Source organism: Aeromonas sp. 602396 (assembly GCF_049173735.1).
Classification (GTDB): Bacteria; Pseudomonadota; Gammaproteobacteria; order Enterobacterales; family Aeromonadaceae; genus Aeromonas; species Aeromonas veronii_A.
The window spans coordinates 15,696-34,493 of sequence record NZ_JAAKSD010000006.1 but is presented as its reverse complement, the minus strand read 5'-3'; the positions used below and the strand labels follow the sequence as shown (position 1 = coordinate 34,493).

Sequence of the window (18,798 nt, the reverse complement as noted above, 5' to 3'; positions counted from 1 at the left end):
CTTATAAAGGAGGGATATTCAATGCTTCAAGTGCTTTATTTAGCTCCACTTGATTATTATGGCCTTCTGAATACTTAAAAGTGGATGTATTGTTCAACTTGTTGCAAATCCAATAGATACTTGCCGTATATTTAATGGATCTTTTAAAATCCAGTGAACTTTTATTTTTGCTAGAGATTAAGTTAACCAGCTGATTATTAATCTCATTAAACTCTTTGATAAGAGAAATCAATGCTTTGATTGCCTTACGTTCATCAAAGCTGAGCCGTGAGTATGCTGTTTTAAGTACATCATTTAAAAAATAAACCTCTATAGTATTCAACCCATAAAACATAGCATAATTACTTTCACCAGACTTATACTTTTCCAGTGTTAAATGAGAGGCATATAAATCAACAGATAGATTCTTAGTCTGTATTTCAATGTCTTTCAACTCTTCTTTATAGTTGGATAAAAGTTGTGAAATAGCAGATTTATTTTTCATTCTCTCTATTATTGGTACTACATAGACGCCACAGGCTGCACCAATAAATGGAGATATAACTGTCACAATAGTGCTAACCACATCGGTTGTACTCATTACACTCAATCACCCTCTGAAAAATTACTATTCGTTTCTCTCAACATTTCAATACATCAACTTTGACGCCAGGAGTTCCCTTACAGCACCTCAACCTTGACCTTGATAACACCTTCGCGAATATTGGCGATGGAGCCGAAGGCTGATTTGGAGAGATCGATAATACGCCCGCTTTTAAAGGCGCCGCGATCATTGACCTTGACCACTACGCTCTTGCCGTTGGCGAGGTTGGTGACCCGCACCATGGAACCAAAGGGCAATTCCATATGGGCGGCGCTATTGAGATTGTTGCGATAGAGCTCGCCGCTGGCGGTCTTTTTGCCGTGATAGCGGTCGGCATAATAGCTGGCATAGCCGGTTTCGCTATAGCCGCGCCAGCTGCCGCCGTGGCTCTCGTCATAACGGCTGCTACAGGCCGCCAACAGCAGACAAAGAGATAACAGCAGCCCTTTCTGGATATGTTGCACCTTTCCCCTCTCCTCTCTTCTTCTTTCCACTCTGCGCTATTTTTGCATCTTCGATGCAGCCGGTGACACTGGCGGCATGTTCGCAAGCAACTTCTCGCCTTATTGTCAGGCCGCAGCGATGGTGCGGCTACTTTGCCATATCTTCCATGTAAAAAGGGAGGCAAATGCCTCCCTTTCAACTAGTTACCGGTCATCCCGTGTCGGATGGGCCAGAGACTTTTCAGGCAATCAGCTTGTCGTCGGCGAAGCCGAAGCCCCGCAGACCCACCACATGCACGTGTTCGTGCTTGCCCTGCACCTTGCGGATGAGCTTGTAGGTCGTGCCCTTCTCGGGGCTGATGTTCTCCGGCGCCGCGATAAGCAGCTGCATATCCTGCCGCTCGCACAGCTCGAACAGGGTGGCGATGGATTTGCCATCCAGACGGGCCGCTTCGTCGAGGAACAACAGACGGCACGGGGCGATATCCTTGCCGCGCAGACGGCGGGACTCCTCCTCCCAGCTGATCAGTACCATCAAGAGGATGGCCTGACCGGTACCGATCGCCTCACCGGTGGAAAGCGCACCGCTCTCGGCACGCAGCCAGCCATCGGCCCCGCGCTGCACCTCAATCTCCAGCTCCAGGTAGTTGCGATAGTCGAGCAGCACGTCACCCATCACCTGATAGCTGCGATCCCCCTGCTCGATCTGCGGATTGAGGCGCTGGAACAGCTTGGCCATCGCCTCGGAGAAGCTGAGCTCCTTGTCGGCGAACAGATCGTTGTGCATGGCGGTTTGATCGGCCAGCGCCGTCAGCAGTCGGGTATGGGCCTCGCGGATATTGACGTTGAGGCGCACCCCGCGCACCAGACCGAAGGCGATGTTCTGCAAGCCCTGGTTGAGCACCCGGATGCGGTTCTGCTCGCGGCGGATGATGTTGGTGATCTTGGCCGCCACCTCGTGGGAGGAGAGCGACAGATGGGTTTCCCGCTGCTTGAGCTCGTCAGCCAGACGGGCCAGCTCGATCTCCATCTCTTCGATCGCCTCGACCGGATCATCGGAGCGGATGATGTCGTTGCGAATGCGATCCTTGAGGTAGCGGTAGACCTGCACATAGAAGGCGACCTTCTGCTCGGTGCTGCGGTTGCCCTCCGACAGTCGCAGCGCATCGCGCAGGGCCTCGTCGTGGGCCACCGCCACCCGCAGGGCGCCGAGGGCCTTGTCCGACATGGAGCGCAGCTCGTCGCTGTCGAGGTAGGCCAGTTCACGCTTGTTGAGGCGCTTCTCGACATCGGTCTCCCGCGCCAGACGCACCACCCGTGACCAGCTCGCCTTGTGACCCACCAGAGATTTACGGGCGCTGTAGTAATCCTTGCCTTCGAGCTTGAGACGACCGCCAAGGGATTCGATCTCGCGCTTGGTTACCTGCAACTGGGCCTCGGCGCTGGTGCGACGGGAACGGGTGCGGATCAGCAGCTCTTCGATCTCTTTCTTGTGGGCGCGCGCCTTCTCTTCCATATCGTCAGAGAGGGTCAGCCCCATGGCCGCCAGCTCCTGCTCGAACTCGGTCAGGGTCTGGCGCTTGGCCTCGACGCTGGAGTTGAGCGCAGTGCGCAGCTGCAACGCCTCGGTGTGGCGCTGGGCAATCTGCTTGTGCTGCTCGCCAGCGGTACGGGCCGCCAGCTCAGCCGCTTTCAGCTTCTCTTTGAGTCGCTCGCTCATCTCGGAGGCCTTGCCCAGCAGGTCTTGTGCATCCTGATAGGCAAAGTGCGGCAGACGGGCGACCAGCTGATCGAGGGCGTAGCAACGGCGTTTCTGCTCGGCCAGCAGGTCGCTCACCTCATCATAGGCAGCCTGCAGCGCAGCCAGATCCTGCGGATCCTGACGCAGCACCTGCACCATGGATTCCAGTTTTTCCAGCGACTTGCCGTGTTTGGCGATAAAGGCTTCGGCCTGTTTCAGGGCTTCCACATCGGCGTGAGCCGCCTCGAGGCGGGCCGCCAGATCAGTCTCGGCAAACAGGTGGGCAAACGGCAGCATGCCCTGCACCAGCTGGATATGGCGGGTCAGCTGGGCGGCGGCCGCTTTGGCCTCGGCCAGCTGCTTGTCGCACTCACCGATGGCACCTTGCAGCGCGCGCAGTTCGGCCTGTTTGGCCTGCACTTCGGCTTCGGGGTCGGGGCGGAAGGCGATATCCAGATGCTGACCGATAAAGTCGCGGAAGTGACCGTAGAGACGGTGATACTTCTGCTGCTCAAACGCGGCCTTGGCGTAGCCCTCGATCAGCCCTTCACGCTCAAGGTCGAGCTGCTCGATCCGTTTTTCCCGCGCGGCGCGACCAAACAGCGGCAGCTCGGGGTAGCGGGAGAAGCGCACCTGACGCTTGCTGGTGCGCACCAGCACGGCATCCCCCAGCTCGTCCGCTTCCACCAGATCCTCGTCAAAGGAGTCGGGGTTGCCCTGAATCAGGTAGATATCCTCCGGGCAATCTTCCAGCTTTTTCAGCCGCTCGATGGCGCCCTCAAGGTCGAGCACCACCAAAGCGCTGCGAGCCGGGCCGTAGAGCGCCGAGTAGTAAGGGGCATCGTCGATGGAGATATCGTCATAGACGTCGGAGAGCAGCACGCCCCCCACTTGCTCGGCAATGCGGGCAAGACGGGGATCCGCCTCGCCGGCTCCCAGCTGCAGGTTGCGAATTTGCAGCTCCAGCGCCTGTTTCTGCGCCGCGATGCGATTGCTCTCCTGCTCGAACTCGCGCTCCTTGTCGAGCACAGTCTGCATACCGGCCGAAAGCTCTTCGGCGGTGGCAAGCGGCAGGCCGCTCTGCTCGCGCAGCTGCTCGAGCTTTTCAAAGGATTTGAGCCAGCGTGGCGCCAGCTTGGTGAGCTCCGCAATATCACGGCCCAGCTGGGTGCCCTGATGCTCGAGGCTGGCGCGGCGCTGGTTCACCTCCGCCTGCTGTTCGGAGAGCTCCTCCTGACGGGTGCGCTGGGCTTCGAGGAAGATCTCCAGCTCGTCGCTGCTGGCGATAAGCTGGCCAGAGGCCTGCTGCAGCTCGTCACGCAGCTTGAAGAGGCTCTTCTGGCTTTCGCTCTCTTTCTCGAGGCGAGCCAGCGCGGCGCGCAGCCCCTGCCCCTGCGCGATGCGAGCCTTGTCTTCGATGTGACGCTTGAGCAGCGCCTGCGCGGTAGGCCAGGCGGCCTCGCGCACTGTTTCCGGCGCGATGCTGAGCAGCAGCGCCAGCGCCGCTTCGTGCTCGGCCACTGCCGCCTTGGCCAGTGCCAGCTGTTGCTCGGCCCCCAGCACCCGGCTGGTGAGGCTCTGCTCGGCTGCGCGGAACTGGTGCAGGGTGTCGCTCGCCTGTTCGGCGCTCAGCCCCGGCAGCTCGCACTGCTCGCGGGCAGCATCGAGGGCCTGCACCGCCTGACGGTACTGGATGGCGCGGGTCTGCTGGATATCGAGCGCCTGCTGGTAGTCGGCCAGCTGGGTCTTGAGGCTGTCGACTTCTGCCTGCGCCAGCTCCTTGCGCTCTTCCACTTCCAGCAGCTGGCCGTGGATCTCTTCCACTACCGCCTGCTGCTGCTCGAGTTTGTCAGAGAGATCCGCCAGATCGGCGCGATACATCTCGATCTTCTTCTGCAAGCTGACGGCCGCCATCACCTTGGCCAGATGCTCGGAGGCAGACTCCAGCTCGTCGGTCAGCAATTTTTCGCGGTTGGTGAGCTGCTCCACCTCGTCGGCCAGATAGATGGCGCGCTGTTTCTCTTCGGCCAGAATGCGGCGCTTGTCGGCCAGCTCCTGGCGCGCCTTGAGGGCCAGCTCGGAGAGACGGCTCTTCTCGGCGGCGTTGCGCACATAGTCGGCGGCCACATAGTGGGTGGTCTCGGTGATCAGGTTCTTGAACAGATCCCGCTGCCCTTGCGTCTCCTTGATCGCTTCCAGCGTGCGGCGGTTTTCATAGATGGCCGCCTCCATGTCTGCAAACGCCTTGCGCACCCCGGAGTTCTCCGGCAGCAGGTATTCGCGCAGGGAACGGCTGATGGACGAGGAGATGCCGCCGTAGAGGGAAGCCTCGATCAGGCGATAGAACTTGCCGCGATCTTTTTGATCGCGCAGCTTCTTCGGGGTGATGCCGAACTCGAACATGAAGTTGTGATAGTCGGTCACCGTATTGAATTTGGCGACTTTCAGCGCCCCCAGCTCGGCGGCCGCTCCTTTCAGGTCGGTAAAGGCGCGCACCCGCCCCTTGCCGCCATCAAGCTTCTCCAGCAGCAGATCGGTCGGCGCCAGATTCTCCGGCACATCCACCAGCGCAAACGGAGTGATGTTGACCTTGTTGTCACGGTTGGCCACCTGCTCGAGGTGCACGCCGACCCAGATCCGCTGTTCGCGGCTGTTCATCACTTCCAGCAGGGAATAGCAGTGGCCGCGCTGCAGCTTGCCGTAGAGCCCCTTGTCACGGGAGGCGCTGCTCGATCCCGCTTCCGTGGTATTGCGGAAATGGAGCAGTGACTGGTCGGGGATGAGCGCCGCGATAAAGGCCGCCATGGTGGTGGACTTGCCCGCGCCGTTGCCGCCGGAAAGGGTGGTGACCAGCTGGTCGAGATCGAAGGTCCGGGCAAAGAAGCCGTTCCAGTTGACCATGGTCAGGGATTTGAACTTGCCTCGCACCGGTTATACCTCCAGATCCAGTTGTTCTTCATCGAGATCCGCCTCGATGTCATCAAAGAGCGAGTCGCTGCTCGGCATTTCATCGTCGTGGAAGATGGCTTCACCCTCCTGGATCATCCGCAGCTGAACGGCGCGCGGATCTTCATCGGAACGCACGTCGGCGGCGAAACGGAACACCGATTCGTTGACCCGGAATTTATCCCCGTTACCAAGGGCGGTGATCATGCCAAGGCGGCGCAGACGGCGCATGGAGGTACGGATCTTTTCGAGCAACTTCTTCTTGTCGAGATCGGTACCGCCGGAGCGGCTGTTGACCATCCGCAGCAGCTGCTTCTCGTCGGCGAGGCTCAGCACCTCTTCCTGCAGCTCGGCCATGGCGAACACCCCTTCCGAGGCGAGACGATCCGGGCTCAGGTAGAGGTAGCAGAGCACCTTGCCCACCAGCATATCGAGCTCGGAGAGCACAGTGGTGCCGATGTCGGAGCTCGGGCGCGGACGCAGGTAGAAGAAGCCTTCCGGCGCCTTGATCAGCTCCACCTGATAGCGGCCGTAGAAGATCTCCAGCTCGCTGTGATACTCGACCAGCGCCGAATGCTGCTCGAACTCGTCGGCACTAATGTGGCGGCCGGAGCGCAAGGCGGTGTCGATGCGCGGAAACAAGGGGTTGGCAATCGCCTCTGCAAGGCGCAGCGGCAAGGGAAACTCAGAATTGATCAATGACATAGGCCTGAACCTTGGATCCAGCTTGGTTAATGGGTTTCCATGCGGGTTGGCGATGCAGTTCGCGCTCGCCGCTGGCATGGCCCAGGCGCACGGCCTGGTCGATCAGAAGACGCGCCACATCGAAGTGGGCATGGGCCGGGTAGTCCAGCAGGTATTCCCGCAGCACATCGGCCAAGTCCAGCTGCTGGCCCTGCTCGGGGTAGCGGGCCAGATAACGCTCGATGCGCTCAGCCAGCTCCTGGTTGATGTCCACCATCTCGACGTACTCCATCTCGAGTGGCACCTCACCGGTCACCTCCTCGTCGTGGATGGCGATGGTTTCGTCGCGCAGCTCCAGCAGGCGGGGCTCTTCGGCCACCCGCAGCTGCCAGTTGTGCTGCTCGAAGTTGCGGATGGACTCGCGCAGCCGCTGGCTGAAGGCGCGGTTCTTGTCCATATCGATGGCGTTGCGGATAAATTTGTGGACGTGTCTATCGTAGCGGGACCAGAGCTCGATGCACTGCTGACCCCAGCTGGTGATGATGTCAAGGCGACCTTGCAAGGCGTGAGTCAGCTCCTCGACGTGGAACAGATCGTCGCGCCCCTGCGCCGCCTCCTGAATATTGAGCAGCCCCGCCTGCAGGCGGTGGCCGGCAGCATCCAGGGTATCCTGCAGCTCACGCAGGGTCTGGCCGGTCTCGTGCAGCAGCTTTTCGCAGCTGTGAATGGCATCGACCCAGTTCTGGGTCAGCAGGGCCGCAATCTCGCTTTTGACCTGATTCTGCTGCTCATCCATGGCGCGCTGGGTGAGATCGATCCGCCCCAGGGTCTCTTCCAGCGAGAAAGTGAGGCGCGGCAGCACCTCGGCATCCCACTGCTCGCGAGTGTTGGTCTCGAGCGCCGCCTTACGGGCGGTGTCGAGCTCGGAGGCCAGGTGTTCAAGCAGGATGGAGAGCTTGATGGAGTCGACCTGACGCTGATCCATAAAGAAGTCGACGATGCTCACACCCAGACGCGACAGGCGGTAGAGGCTCTCCCCCGCCACCATGTCGGTGTTGAAACGCGACAGCAGCTGCTGGCGAATGAGATCGTTGATGGCGTTGTTGGCGCGACCGGTGAGGGTCTCGTCCATCTGGCCAAAAGCGCTGCTGACATAGCCAAAAGCGTCGTGCAGCGCCGCTTCCGACAAATCCGACTCATCTTCGGACAGGGTCTTGATTGCAATCAGAAAGGCCAGCCGGTCGGTTGGCAGGCTCAACGCCAACCCCTCCTGCCTGACCCACCCTACTAGCTCCGGCAAAGAACGCTCTGGCAGGGTACGGGATGTACTCATCATGATGTTGTCATCTCGTTGTTGTATTGGGCGCAAAATCGTGCGCGCGGCTACATCCGGTAGCATCGAAAACATGGTTCACATTATTGACGTGAACCGCGAGCAGTCAGCTGGCCGGCTTCTGGGCCATCACATGGATATAGCGGCCGAGGGCGACAAAAGGCTCCTGACGGCAATATTGCTGCTCCATGGCCAGCAGATCGTCGAACTTCTCCACCTGATCCTGCTTGTGACGCATATAGTCGTGGATGACCCGCACCCCCGTCTTGCCGATGATGCGCAGCCCCCCGCGACCAATCCAGTCATAGACCTGCTCCGGCAACTGGGGGTTGGTGGGCGTAAGCGCTGTCTGGCGCTTCTTGCGAAGGCCAAGGCGCACATAGTCAAAATTGCCCACCACCAGGCTCTGGAACAGCAAACCATGACGGTTGTAGAAAAGCAGCGACAGTATGCCCCCGGCATTGACGAAAGGGAACAGACCCAGCAAGGTCTGGCGCGGCTCGGCAAGCCACTCCAGCACCGCATGGCAGAGCACCAGATCAAAGGTACCGGTCACGTGTTGCTTCAGATCCTGAATGGGGCAATGGATGAGACGGATTTTGTCTTCCAGCCCCTTCTCGGCGATCTGGCTGCGGGCCAGTTCCAGCATTTCTGCTGACAGATCGCACAGCTCCACCTGATGGCCCATGGCCGCCAGCTTCTGGGCGAAATAGCCAAAACCGCCCCCCGCATCGAGGATGCGCAGCGGTCGGTTGCCAAGGCGGGCCAGGCAGGCTTCGATGTCGCTCCAGACAATGGTGGTGCGGATGCGCCCCTTGGTGGAGTCGTAAATGTTGCGGGCGAACTTGTCGGCGCGCCCGTCAAAACTCTGATCGTGCTTCAAGGAGAAACTCAACATTAGCGCCACAGGGTTGTGGCCATCCCAAAAAAGAGAGGTATTCTGTCACATCCCGAATTTGCTGAAAACTCAAGGAAGTGTCTGTCGTGTTTGTGATTAAAAAGTGGCTGGGTCAGCTGTTGATGCCGCTCCCCTTCTCCCTCTCCCTGCTACTGGTCGCCCTGCTGCTGCTCTGGTTCACCCGTTTTCAGAAAACCGGCAAGCTGCTGGCCACCCTCTCGCTGCTCATTGTGGCCCTGATGGGGATGCGGCCGGTGAGCTATGAACTGGCCCGCGGGCTGGAGCAGACCTTCCCGCCGTTCGAGGTGAGCCAGCATCCCAACATCGATGCCATAGTAGTGCTCGGCAACGGCCATGTCAGTGACCCGGCGGTGCCCGAGCGCTCCTGGCAAAACAATATCGCCCTGGCACGGACTCTAGAGGGGGTTCGCCTTGCCCAGGCCTATCCCGACGCCGAGCTGGTGTTCTCCGGTTATGTGTCGGGGGATACCCTCTCCAATGCCGAGGTCAATGCCCGGATGGCCGAGAGCCTTGGCATTCCCCGCGCGCGAATGACGTTGTTTGAAAACAACAAAGACACTCATGATGAAGCGGTCAGTATCAGCCGCCATCTGAAAGGAAAAGAGGTGGCGCTGGTCAGTTCGGCCACTCATTTGCCACGTGCCATGGCCCTCTATCAGGGTCAGGGACTCAAGGCCGTGCCGGCCCCCACCGATTACACCGCCAAGCAGAGCCAGGTACCCCAGCCGCTCTACAGTTTTTTACCCAAAGGACGTTATCTGATGTATTCCGAAGCTGCCATCCACGAATGGATTGGGGTATGGTGGGCTCGCTTGCGGGGGCAGGTTAACGAATGAGCGATCAAGCGTTTCATTCCTGATTTGGATCAGGAAAGCGAAAAAAAATTACGTCATTTGCCGCCGGGTCAGCTATCTTGGGCTCGGTTCAATTCATATAATGTCGCGCAATCAAATGCCTAGGAGATATACAAGATGAGACAGCACCTGGTAATGGGTAACTGGAAACTGAACGGCACCAAGGCTTCTGTAGAAGCTCTGATCAAAGGACTGACCCCGGCTGCTGCCGCTCATCCTTCTGTACAAGTCGCCGTCTGCCCGCCGGTTATCTTTTTGGGTCTGGTTGAGCAACTGACCGCTGGCAGCAAGATTGCCTACGGTGCCCAGAACGCTGACGTTCACGAGTCTGGTGCCTTCACCGGCGAAAACGCCCCCTCCATGCTGAAAGCTTTTGGTTGCACCTACTCTCTGGTCGGCCACAGCGAGCGTCGTACCCTGCACGCAGAGAGTGACGACGTGGTTGCTGCCAAGTACGAAGCGATACAGAAAGGCGGCCTGATCCCGGTTCTGTGCATCGGTGAAACTCTGGAGCAGTTCGAAGCCGGCGTGACCAAGAACGTGGTTGAGACCCAGCTGAAAGCCGTTATCGACCGTTGCGGCATCGCCTCCTTCAACAACGCCGTTATCGCTTACGAGCCGGTATGGGCCATCGGTACTGGCAAGACTGCCACTCCGGAGATCGCTCAGTCCGTTCACGCTCACATCCGTCAGTACCTGGCCGGTTTTGATGCCGCCGTTGCTGCCAAAGTACAGATCCTGTACGGCGGTTCCGTCACTGGCGCCACTGCAGCCGACCTGTTCGGTCAGCCGGACATCGACGGTGGCCTGGTCGGTGGTGCGTCCCTGAAAGTGGACGACTTCTCCCAGATCATCGCTGGCGCTGCCAAGTAATCGCTGATTACGGCAAAGAGAGGGGCTGGTCCCCTCTCTTGTATCGCTTTTCCTATGGTGGCCCCCGCATCCCATATGAAAGCCGATATAGTAAAAGTGGCTTGTCTATTTAAACATTCGTATTTGACAACTCAGATCCAGAGGCACTCATGACCAAACAAATCAAACGTATTGGTGTTTTGACCAGTGGTGGCGACGCACCCGGTATGAACGCAGCCATTCGCGCCGTGGTTCGCGCCGGTTTGCATCATGGCCTGGAAGTTTACGGTATTTATGATGGCTACCTCGGTCTGCACCAGGATCGTATCGTCAAGCTGGAGCGTCACAGCGTCTCCGACGTGGTGAACCGTGGTGGTACTTTCCTCGGCTCCGCCCGTTTCCCTGCCTTCAAAGACCCCGCAGTGCGCGCCGAAGCAATCGAAAACCTGAAAAAGCACGGTATCGATGCGCTGGTCGTCATCGGTGGTGACGGCTCCTACATGGGTGCCAAGAAGCTGACCGAAGAGGGTTTCCCCTGCATCGGCCTGCCGGGCACCATCGACAACGACATCGCCGGTACCGACTTCACCATCGGCTTTGATACCGCTCTGAACGTAGTTGTTGACGCCATCGACCGCCTGCGCGACACCTGCAGCTCCCACCACCGTATCTCCGTGGTCGAGATCATGGGCCGCCACTGTGGCGATCTGGCCATGTCCGCCGCCGTTGCCGGTGGTGCCGAATATGTGATCGTGCCGGAAGTAGCCTTCGACAAAGAGAAGCTGCTCAAGCAGATCAAGGAAGGCGAAGCCAAGGGCAAGAAGCACGCCATCATCACCATCTGTGAGCACGTTACCGACGTGAATGCGCTGGCCAAGGACATCGAAGCCCTGACCGGTCGTGAAACCCGCGCAACCATCCTGGGTCATATCCAGCGTGGCGGTGCCCCGACTGCTCGTGACCGCATCATGTCCAGCCGTATGGGTGCTTACGCCGTTGAGCAGCTGCTGGCTGGTCACGGTGGTCGCTGCGTCGGTATCCAGCGCAACGAGCTGGTACACCACGACATCATCGACTGCATCGAGAACATGAAGCGTCCGTTCGATCAGGAGTTGTACAACCTCTCCACCACCCTGTTCTAAGCCACGCGGCTTTTAACCGGCTGTTGATGACAAAAACCCTCCATCGGAGGGTTTTTTATATCTTACAAAAACGTGGGCATCGGCACGCTGTGTGGCCCTCACCATACGGGTTGCCTGATTCCCAACCCTTGCGCCATCTGACTGATCACTAGCCTTCCTCTGCTCACAGCAACCGGCTTCAGCCTACGAACAGAGTTCCGGTATCGTCGTGGATGTGTTTTATTACTGCGAACCGGATTGCGTTGACCTGTGCTCTGTCGACCCTGAAACGAGCTTGTTCAGCCTCCTCGTCATACGCCGCTTTTTATATCTCAATCTTGTAGAAGGGATTCAGATATCTTCCCCAACCATGCTCCGGCGCAGTTCTCGTATTGCACTCACATGACTCACTCAGGTGCATCGCCCACGCAGATCGCTGCTCGCGCCCAGCCCAGCCCAGCCCAGCCCAGCCCAGCCAGAGAATACGCCTCTGGCCTATTGCCCACCTCACTCTTGCTGCGGCCATGTCTATTCCGAGGCCAACGGGGAAATTGGCGGTGATAAAACAGCCAGCTGCTACTCTGTATCCCCCCGATGCACGGCTCTCATCCCTATGAACCCAATGTATTGTGTATAAATGCGGAGACTCCGGACTGATAAAGTGATGGTGCGACAAGGGCTGGCGACCAGATTGTCTCCATAGACTTATTTTGGATGGGCTATCTACGTCAGGTATCGTCAAATCATTACCTCGTACACTTTTCATGGCCTTAATGACGCCATTACGAGGGTGAAAACTTATAAAACCCCATTGAAGCCCCATGCAAAACCCATTACCAAGCCAACCAGCAGCTCACCAACCAATTGAATTTAAATGAAATAATCATAAGGACAGCGTCTTGAATGCCTCCCCTGCCAGATAAGGTGATAAAATAAGCTCAATATGACAAAAATAGACATCTCAACCAACCACGCACACAAAGAAGCTATTTTATCAATTTACACCTTGTTTTACCCCCTTGTTATGGTATCTTGACTACATCAACCAACAACTTAGGGAGAGAAAAATGAAAGAGTTTGTCGTTACTGCCGTTTTCACGGTGTTTTTCACCCTGGTTGCTGTCTCTCTGCCCTCACTGTCACAGTTCTGAGCCGGATAGAGAGGCATCAATCCGGACCGACCCTCTTTGCCATGTCTGTTTAATCGCCACCAACTGGCGCTTTTCAGTGACAATGCCGAGATGGTCAACATAGATATGATTTCATCACGTTGACGCTGTTTCTTTCGCCACAAGGGTGTAACCAGGATGGTTTAACCATATGGCCTGATGGAGTAGAACCAGCAGCAAATCATATCCGAGGGGAGCGAGGCTCCCCTTTTTGTTACCTGTCTTTGACAACCCCATTGCCCCGGCGGCCACACAGGCAGCCATCCGTCACAAGGCCCATGCCCACGACTGATGTTTTCCCCTCCTGTACTCTCCATTCAACACAGCTACATCCGTTAGCAATCTCTTGAGCACACCTTTGCTCTGATACTTGTCCGGCAGATATAAAAAAGCCCCCGCCATCATGGCAGGGACTCGCGTTACGCAGTGTCAGCTTAAGGCTGTTATATCTCAGCCCAGCTCAAAGCAGTTATGCCTTGTTCCAGCGCTCTGGGTCATATTCCGGGCTGAAGCGGTCAACAATGACAGCACAGGCCGCATCGCCGGTGATATTGAGGGAGGTGCGGATCATGTCGAACAGACGGTCCAGCGCGAACAGCAGCGGCAACCCTTCGATGGGGATCCCGGCCGCCAGCAGCACGGCAACCACCAGGAAGCTTGGGCCCGGCACACCGGCCTGACCGATCGCCCCCAGAGTGGAGGTCACAATGATGGCCGCCCAGGCACCGACGCTCAGATCGATGTTGTAAACCTGCGCGAAGAAGATGGCGACCAGACCGTAATAGATGGCGTTGCCGCTCATATTGATAGTGGCACCCAACGGCAACACGAAGGAGGCGGTCGCGTTGGTCACTTTCAGATCATGCTCGCAGGTCTCCATATTGACCGGCAGGGTCGCCATGGAAGAGGCGGTGGAGAAGGCCACGATCTGCGGCTTCTTCATGGCAGAGAGGTACTTCATCACCGGCGTGTTGGAGAACATCATCACCAGCAGCGGATAGACCACAAAGCCGAAGATAAGGATGGCAGCCACATAGACCACGAACAGCTTGAGTACCAGGGTCAGCACATCGAAGCCATAGGTACCGATGGCCTCAGCCATCAGACCGAACACCCCGAGCGGCGCGATGATCATCACCTTGTTGATCATCCAGACGAAGGCATCCACCAGGGTATTGAGCCCATCGACCAGTGGCTTGGCCCGCTCGCGCGGCTGTTTGGCCAGCGCAATGCCGAGGAACATGCAGAACACCAGGATCTGCAGGATGTTCGCTTCGTTGAGGGAGTTGAAGACGTTGGTGGGGATCATGCCAAGCAAGGTGGCGACTGCATCCGGCAACGCCCCTTTATCGGCATAGTCACCGCCAAACATGGAGGCAACGGAAGCGAAATCGACCCCGACACCCGGTTTGAAGATCTGCCCCATCACCAGTGCCAGCAACACGGCCAACGCTGAGGTCACGAGGAAGAAGGCCAGCGTAGCCGCACCGATCTTGCCCGCAGCGGGGCTGGCGCCCAGATTGGCGGCGCCGGAGAGGATGGCTACCGCCACCAGCGGGATCACCAGCATCTTGATCAACTGGATAAACAGGGTACCGAGCGGTGCAAACACGATGGCTTGTTCACCCATGAACGCGCCGACCACTGCGCCCAGTACCATGGCGACCACAACCTGGAAGCCGATGTTTTTAATGAGTCCTTTAGTTAACACAATATGTTCCTTTATGTAGCAAAATTCACACTTTTCCCAGTGCAATTAACCAAACAGGGGAATGAGCGGCTGCCCATTCCCCTGTTTGCGCGTGTTATCTCACATTTAATTGCTGTTTTAAATCAGCAAATCATTAACCTTGGCTATTAATAAGTTTGCGAAAAAGTGAAGATTCAAAGCGGCCTCGGCGATTTTTACCTCATCCCCCATGACAACTGGCAAAAGATTGTGCTAGTTTGGCTGCACAAACGTACACACAGGGATGTAAAGATGCTGAAAGTTAACGAGTATTTCGACGGAAATGTAAAATCCATCGGTTTCGAACAAAAAGGCGAGAAATCAACCGTCGGGGTGATGAACGCCGGTGACTACCTGTTCAACACTGCCGCCCCCGAACGGATGACAGTGATCAAGGGCGCCCTCACCATCCAGCTGGCTGATGAAGATGAGTGGCACACCTACAGCCAGGGTGAATCCTTCCTGGTGGCCGGTCACTCCTCCTTCAAACTGGAAGTGAAAACCCCCACCGCCTACCTGTGCGAATTTCTCGACTGATCAGGCCGGTTGAAGGGGAGCCCCCCCTTCAACCTTATTGGCCCCCCCAGCCCCATTATCTGTGTCCATGTCACAGCACCGCACATCCCCGCTTTTCATCCATGGCAAAAATCCTAGAATAAACAGACATAAACCATCACCGGAGTGGTGTCATGATCAGTGTGTTTGACCTTTTCTCTATCGGTATCGGCCCCTCCTCTTCCCATACAGTCGGTCCTATGCGCGCCTCTTATGCTTTTGTGCAGCAGCTCAAGCTCCATGGCCATCTGCCTCATACTGCGCGAGTCGAAGTGGAGTGTTACGGCTCGCTGGGACAGACCGGCAAGGGACACGGTACCGGCAAGGCGATCATTCTGGGGCTGTCGGGCTTTGAACCGGAATCTGTCGATATCGATGCCATCCCCGCCATTCTGGCACACGTGGAAAAGGAGCAGAGCCTACAGTTGGCTGGCGAACAGCCAAGCTATTTTCCCCGCATCGGTGCCATCATCTTCAACCGCCGCAAAACCCTGCCGGCCCACACCAACGGCATGACTCTGCGGGCCTTTGATAAAGAGGAAAACCTGCGCTTCAGCCAGACCTACTACTCCATCGGGGGCGGCTTCATCATTGAAGAGAGCCACTTTGCTACCGCCAAGGAGGAGGCCGCCAAGTCCGATGCCGAACACCCTGTCCCCTATCCGTTCGACAGCGGCGCCCAACTGCTGGCCCACTGTCAGGAGAGCGGCCTCTCCATCTCGGGGCTGATCCTGGCCAATGAGCGGGTCTTTCGCAGCGATGAGCAGATAAAAGCGGGGCTGCGCAAGATCTGGCAGGCGATGCAAGGCTGCGTCGATCGTGGCTGCAAGAGCGAAGGGGTGCTGCCGGGCGGCCTCAAGGTTCGGCGCCGCGCCCCGGGGCTGTTCCGCCAGTTAAGCTGCGAGACCAACTTCAACAAGGATCCGCTGATGGTGATGGAGTGGGTCGATCTCTTTGCGCTGGCGGTCAATGAAGAGAACGCCGCCGGTGGCCGGGTGGTCACCGCCCCCACCAATGGCGCTGCGGGCATCATCCCCGCCGTGCTGCACTACTACGATCGCTTCGTGCACAAGGTGGATGACGAGACGCTGATCCGCTACTTCCTCACCGCGGCTGCCATCGGCATCTTATATAAGAAGAATGCCTCCCTGTCGGGAGCGGAAGTGGGCTGTCAGGGTGAGGTTGGCGTGGCCTGCTCCATGGCGGCCGGCGCGCTGACCGAACTCTTGGGTGGCAGCCCGGCCATGGTGGAAAACGCCGCCGAGATCGGCATGGAGCACAACCTCGGGCTCACCTGCGATCCTATTGGCGGGCTGGTACAGGTGCCCTGCATCGAGCGCAACGCCATGGGCGCAGTGAAAGCGATCAATGCAGCTCGTCTCGCCCTGCGCGGCACCGGCGAGCACAAGGTGTCGCTGGACAAGGTGATCAAGACCATGTGGGAGACCGGCAACGACATGAAGACCAAATACAAGGAGACGGCCCGTGGTGGCCTCGCCGTTAACATTACCGAATGTTAAAAAACGGAAAGTGAATCCATTTGGTTCCGAAATGCCCGGCATCGCCGGGTATTTTTATGGGCAAACGCTTAACAAAATGGATAAGCACAAAAATAAATTTTATACTCGCGCCTCAGATTCAACAAAAATAGATCTATTTCAACTTTTTTTAGGTCTGGAGCCGTTACACTACGGTTATCTGGTTCTGTGACCTGCGCTGACAAGCGCGTTCCATGGATCTCCCAAATTTCTGTGAGTGGGCATGCCGCCCCCTTCTACCCTGAGGTAATAGTGACATGATCAGCGTTTTTGATATCTTCAAAATCGGTGTAGGCCCCTCTTCTTCCCACACTGTTGGCCCGATGAAAGCGGCCAAGCAGTTTGTTGACGAGCTGCGCGCGGGCGGCAAGATCCGCGATGTAACCCGGATCAATGTCGATGTCTACGGCTCCCTCTCCTGGACTGGCAAAGGCCACCATACCGACACTGCCATCATCATGGGCCTGGCTGGCAACCTGCCGGAAAATGTCGATATCGATGCCATCCCCGAGTTTATCTCCCGTGTTGAGCAGACCGAGCGCCTGCCGATCGGCCTGCACTGCCACACCGTCAGCTTCCCGCGCGACGCCATGGTATTCCACGACGAAGCCCTGCCGCTGCACGAAAACGGCATGAAGCTGACTGCCCTGATCGAAGATGAAGTGGTCTACAGCAAGACCTATTACTCCATCGGTGGTGGCTTTATCGTTGACGAAGAGAACTTCGGCAAGGCTGACAGCGGCGACATGTCCGTACGCTATCCGTTCAAGAGCGCCGCTGAGCTGGTTGCCCATTGCAGCCAGACCGGTCTCTCCATCTCTGCCCTGATGATGGAAAACGAGAAGTGCTTCAACACTCCGGAAGAGATCTACAAGAAGTTCGGCAAGATCTGGAACACCATGCGCGAAGGTATCGAGCGCGGCTGCCGTACCGAAGGCGTGCTCTCCGGCCCGCTGCGCGTACCCCGTCGTGCCGCGCCGCTCTACCGTCAGCTCAACACCAACGAGAACCTCTCGAGCGATCCGATGAACATCGTTGACTGGGTCAACATGTTCGCTCTGGCCGTGAGTGAAGAGAACGCTGCCGGTGGCCGCGTGGTCACTGCCCCGACCAACGGCGCTGCCGGTATCATCCCGGCCGTACTGGCTTACTACGACAAGTTCATCCAGCCGGTTGGCCGCGACGAGTACACCCGCTTCTATCTGGCTGCCGGTGCCGTCGGCATCCTCTACAAAATGAACGCCTCCATCTCCGGCGCCGAAGTGGGCTGTCAGGGTGAAGTGGGTGTCTCCTGCTCCATGGCCGCTGCCGGTCTAACCGAGCTGATGGGCGGTAGCCCGGAGCACGTTTGCGAAGCCGCTGAAATCGGTATGGAACACAACCTGGGTCTGACCTGTGATCCGGTTGCCGGTCAGGTACAGGTGCCTTGCATCGAGCGTAACGCCATCGCCGCCATGAAGGCAGTCAACGCCTCCCGTATGGCCCTGCGTCGTACCTCCAAGCCGCGCGTCTCCCTGGACAAGGTGATCGAGACCATGTACATCACCGGCAAGGATATGGACTCCAAGTACCGTGAAACCTCCCGTGGCGGTCTGGCCATCAAGGTGATGCAGGTTGCCTGCGAATAAATAAGGGTTGCGACCCTCATCTGAACAAAGGCGGGATATCCCGCCTTTTTTATTGCCCGAATGGGATGCTGAGCACTTATACCGGCATACCGACCATTTCACTGTTGGGCGTCGCTGATATACCCTGCTACGCCACCGCAATGCGGATTGCCTTGTCTGCATACCTCTCTAATTACATGCCTTGATTAACTCTTCTCAATGCATTGAGAGAGACATTACGCCCCGACATGAAACCTTTACCTGCTATCTTGCCCCAGCCACGCTTTCACACCTAATCGATATCGAGATGGTCCCTCATCTCAATATCCCCCTTTGGTCATACCCTTGTTTGGCAAGACGTGGTTACCGCTCACCCTGCGGATTATCACGCCGCCACATTGATTGCCTCCTATGTGGCACTTTCGTGATCAGGGCAAACAATCAAGTACACAAACAGGGGGTTAGCTCATCATTTTGGCCACAGCGCATCGTTCAAACTGGTTTTAGCACAGTTATCACCGCCCTCTTTACGCCCTATTTGATGTAAAACGCATCGAGCAGTGGAGGCCAAAAGCGCCCAAGGAAGAGGCTGAAAATAATCGATGAATGGGCTAATAGCCGTTGAAATGGAGGATATGAGTACGCGCCACTCGCTATTTTTGTGAGCGCCAGCAAAGGTTGAGGATATGGTGTCGGGAGCAGATTGACTTTCTATTTAAACAGC

The 18,798-nt window shown here is 57.3% G+C and carries 13 protein-coding genes; 6 read left to right on the top strand and 7 right to left on the bottom strand.

Annotated elements, in window-relative coordinates; translation table 11 throughout:
* Position 1: 1 nt before the first annotated feature.
* The 6 genes from G5229_RS09460 to cmoM all read right to left on the bottom strand — a co-directional run bounded on the left by G5229_RS09460 (position 2) and on the right by cmoM (position 8,613).
* Positions 2 to 580 carry a hypothetical protein gene (locus G5229_RS09460; RefSeq protein ID WP_156852723.1) on the bottom strand — a complete coding sequence of 193 codons (579 nt, stop codon included), beginning with the start codon at positions 578 to 580 and terminating at the stop codon, positions 2 to 4.
* A gap of 80 nt (positions 581 to 660) precedes the next feature.
* Positions 661 to 1,047 (bottom strand): septal ring lytic transglycosylase RlpA family protein, encoded by a 387-nt coding sequence (locus tag G5229_RS09455; RefSeq protein ID WP_421209002.1) that lies wholly within the window; start codon positions 1,045 to 1,047, stop codon positions 661 to 663.
* A gap of 220 nt (positions 1,048 to 1,267) precedes the next feature.
* Positions 1,268 to 5,695 (bottom strand): chromosome partition protein MukB, encoded by a 4,428-nt coding sequence (mukB, locus tag G5229_RS09450; protein ID WP_421209001.1) that lies wholly within the window; start codon positions 5,693 to 5,695, stop codon positions 1,268 to 1,270.
* A gap of 3 nt (positions 5,696 to 5,698) precedes the next feature.
* Complete coding sequence (gene mukE, locus G5229_RS09445) at positions 5,699 to 6,418, bottom strand: chromosome partition protein MukE (RefSeq protein WP_005336835.1); 720 nt, start codon at positions 6,416 to 6,418, stop codon at positions 5,699 to 5,701.
* Positions 6,399 to 7,733, bottom strand: a complete 1,335-nt coding sequence (mukF, locus tag G5229_RS09440; RefSeq protein ID WP_421172332.1) for a chromosome partition protein MukF — start codon at positions 7,731 to 7,733, stop codon at positions 6,399 to 6,401. Before mukF ends, mukE begins: the two co-directional genes overlap by 20 nt.
* Positions 7,734 to 7,836: 103 nt before the next feature.
* Entirely contained in the window at positions 7,837 to 8,613 is a 777-nt protein-coding gene (gene cmoM / locus G5229_RS09435; protein ID WP_031227571.1) for a tRNA uridine 5-oxyacetic acid(34) methyltransferase CmoM, read from the bottom strand.
* Between the two features lie 101 nt (positions 8,614 to 8,714).
* On the opposite strand from cmoM, the gene elyC reads away from it, so the two are divergent.
* The 3 genes from elyC to pfkA all read left to right on the top strand — a co-directional run bounded on the left by elyC (position 8,715) and on the right by pfkA (position 11,497).
* Positions 8,715 to 9,485, top strand: a complete 771-nt coding sequence (gene elyC, locus G5229_RS09430; RefSeq protein WP_421209000.1) for an envelope biogenesis factor ElyC — start codon at positions 8,715 to 8,717, stop codon at positions 9,483 to 9,485.
* Between the two features lie 135 nt (positions 9,486 to 9,620).
* Positions 9,621 to 10,376: a triose-phosphate isomerase gene (gene tpiA / locus G5229_RS09425; RefSeq protein ID WP_120414341.1), complete on the top strand. Its 756-nt coding sequence runs from the start codon at positions 9,621 to 9,623 to the stop codon at positions 10,374 to 10,376.
* A 149-nt stretch (positions 10,377 to 10,525) separates the two neighbouring features.
* Positions 10,526 to 11,497 carry a 6-phosphofructokinase gene (gene pfkA, locus G5229_RS09420; RefSeq protein ID WP_005336840.1) on the top strand — a complete coding sequence of 324 codons (972 nt, stop codon included), beginning with the start codon at positions 10,526 to 10,528 and terminating at the stop codon, positions 11,495 to 11,497.
* 1,617 nt (positions 11,498 to 13,114) lie between these two features.
* On the opposite strand, the gene G5229_RS09415 is transcribed toward pfkA, so the two are convergent.
* Entirely contained in the window at positions 13,115 to 14,356 is a 1,242-nt protein-coding gene (locus tag G5229_RS09415) for a dicarboxylate/amino acid:cation symporter (protein WP_040069277.1), read from the bottom strand.
* Between the two features lie 270 nt (positions 14,357 to 14,626).
* Here G5229_RS09415 and G5229_RS09410 point away from each other — a divergent pair, with 270 nt between their 5' ends.
* The 3 genes from G5229_RS09410 (at position 14,627) to G5229_RS09400 (ending at position 18,095) form a co-directional block, all read left to right on the top strand.
* A complete protein-coding gene (locus tag G5229_RS09410) occupies positions 14,627 to 14,911 on the top strand; it encodes a pyrimidine/purine nucleoside phosphorylase (protein WP_005336842.1) in 285 nt (94 codons plus the stop codon).
* Positions 14,912 to 15,063: 152 nt separating this feature from the next.
* Positions 15,064 to 16,449, top strand: coding sequence for an L-serine ammonia-lyase (locus G5229_RS09405; protein WP_421208999.1), 1,386 nt, complete (start codon positions 15,064 to 15,066; stop codon positions 16,447 to 16,449).
* Between the two features lie 275 nt (positions 16,450 to 16,724).
* On the top strand, positions 16,725 to 18,095 hold the full coding sequence (locus G5229_RS09400) for an L-serine ammonia-lyase (RefSeq protein WP_005336844.1): 1,371 nt from the start codon (positions 16,725 to 16,727) through the stop codon (positions 18,093 to 18,095).
* The last annotated feature ends 703 nt before the right edge of the window (positions 18,096 to 18,798 follow it).

Coding starts and splice junctions, on each gene's coding strand:
- G5229_RS09460 (WP_156852723.1), bottom strand. CDS start 580: ATGAGTACAACCGATGTGGTTAGCACTATTGTGACAGTTATATCTCCA.
- mukE (WP_005336835.1), bottom strand. CDS start 6,418: ATGTCATTGATCAATTCTGAGTTTCCCTTGCCGCTGCGCCTTGCAGAG.
- mukF (WP_421172332.1), bottom strand. CDS start 7,733: ATGATGAGTACATCCCGTACCCTGCCAGAGCGTTCTTTGCCGGAGCTA.
- tpiA (WP_120414341.1), top strand. CDS start 9,621: ATGAGACAGCACCTGGTAATGGGTAACTGGAAACTGAACGGCACCAAG.
- pfkA (WP_005336840.1), top strand. CDS start 10,526: ATGACCAAACAAATCAAACGTATTGGTGTTTTGACCAGTGGTGGCGAC.
- G5229_RS09410 (WP_005336842.1), top strand. CDS start 14,627: ATGCTGAAAGTTAACGAGTATTTCGACGGAAATGTAAAATCCATCGGT.
- G5229_RS09405 (WP_421208999.1), top strand. CDS start 15,064: ATGATCAGTGTGTTTGACCTTTTCTCTATCGGTATCGGCCCCTCCTCT.
- G5229_RS09400 (WP_005336844.1), top strand. CDS start 16,725: ATGATCAGCGTTTTTGATATCTTCAAAATCGGTGTAGGCCCCTCTTCT.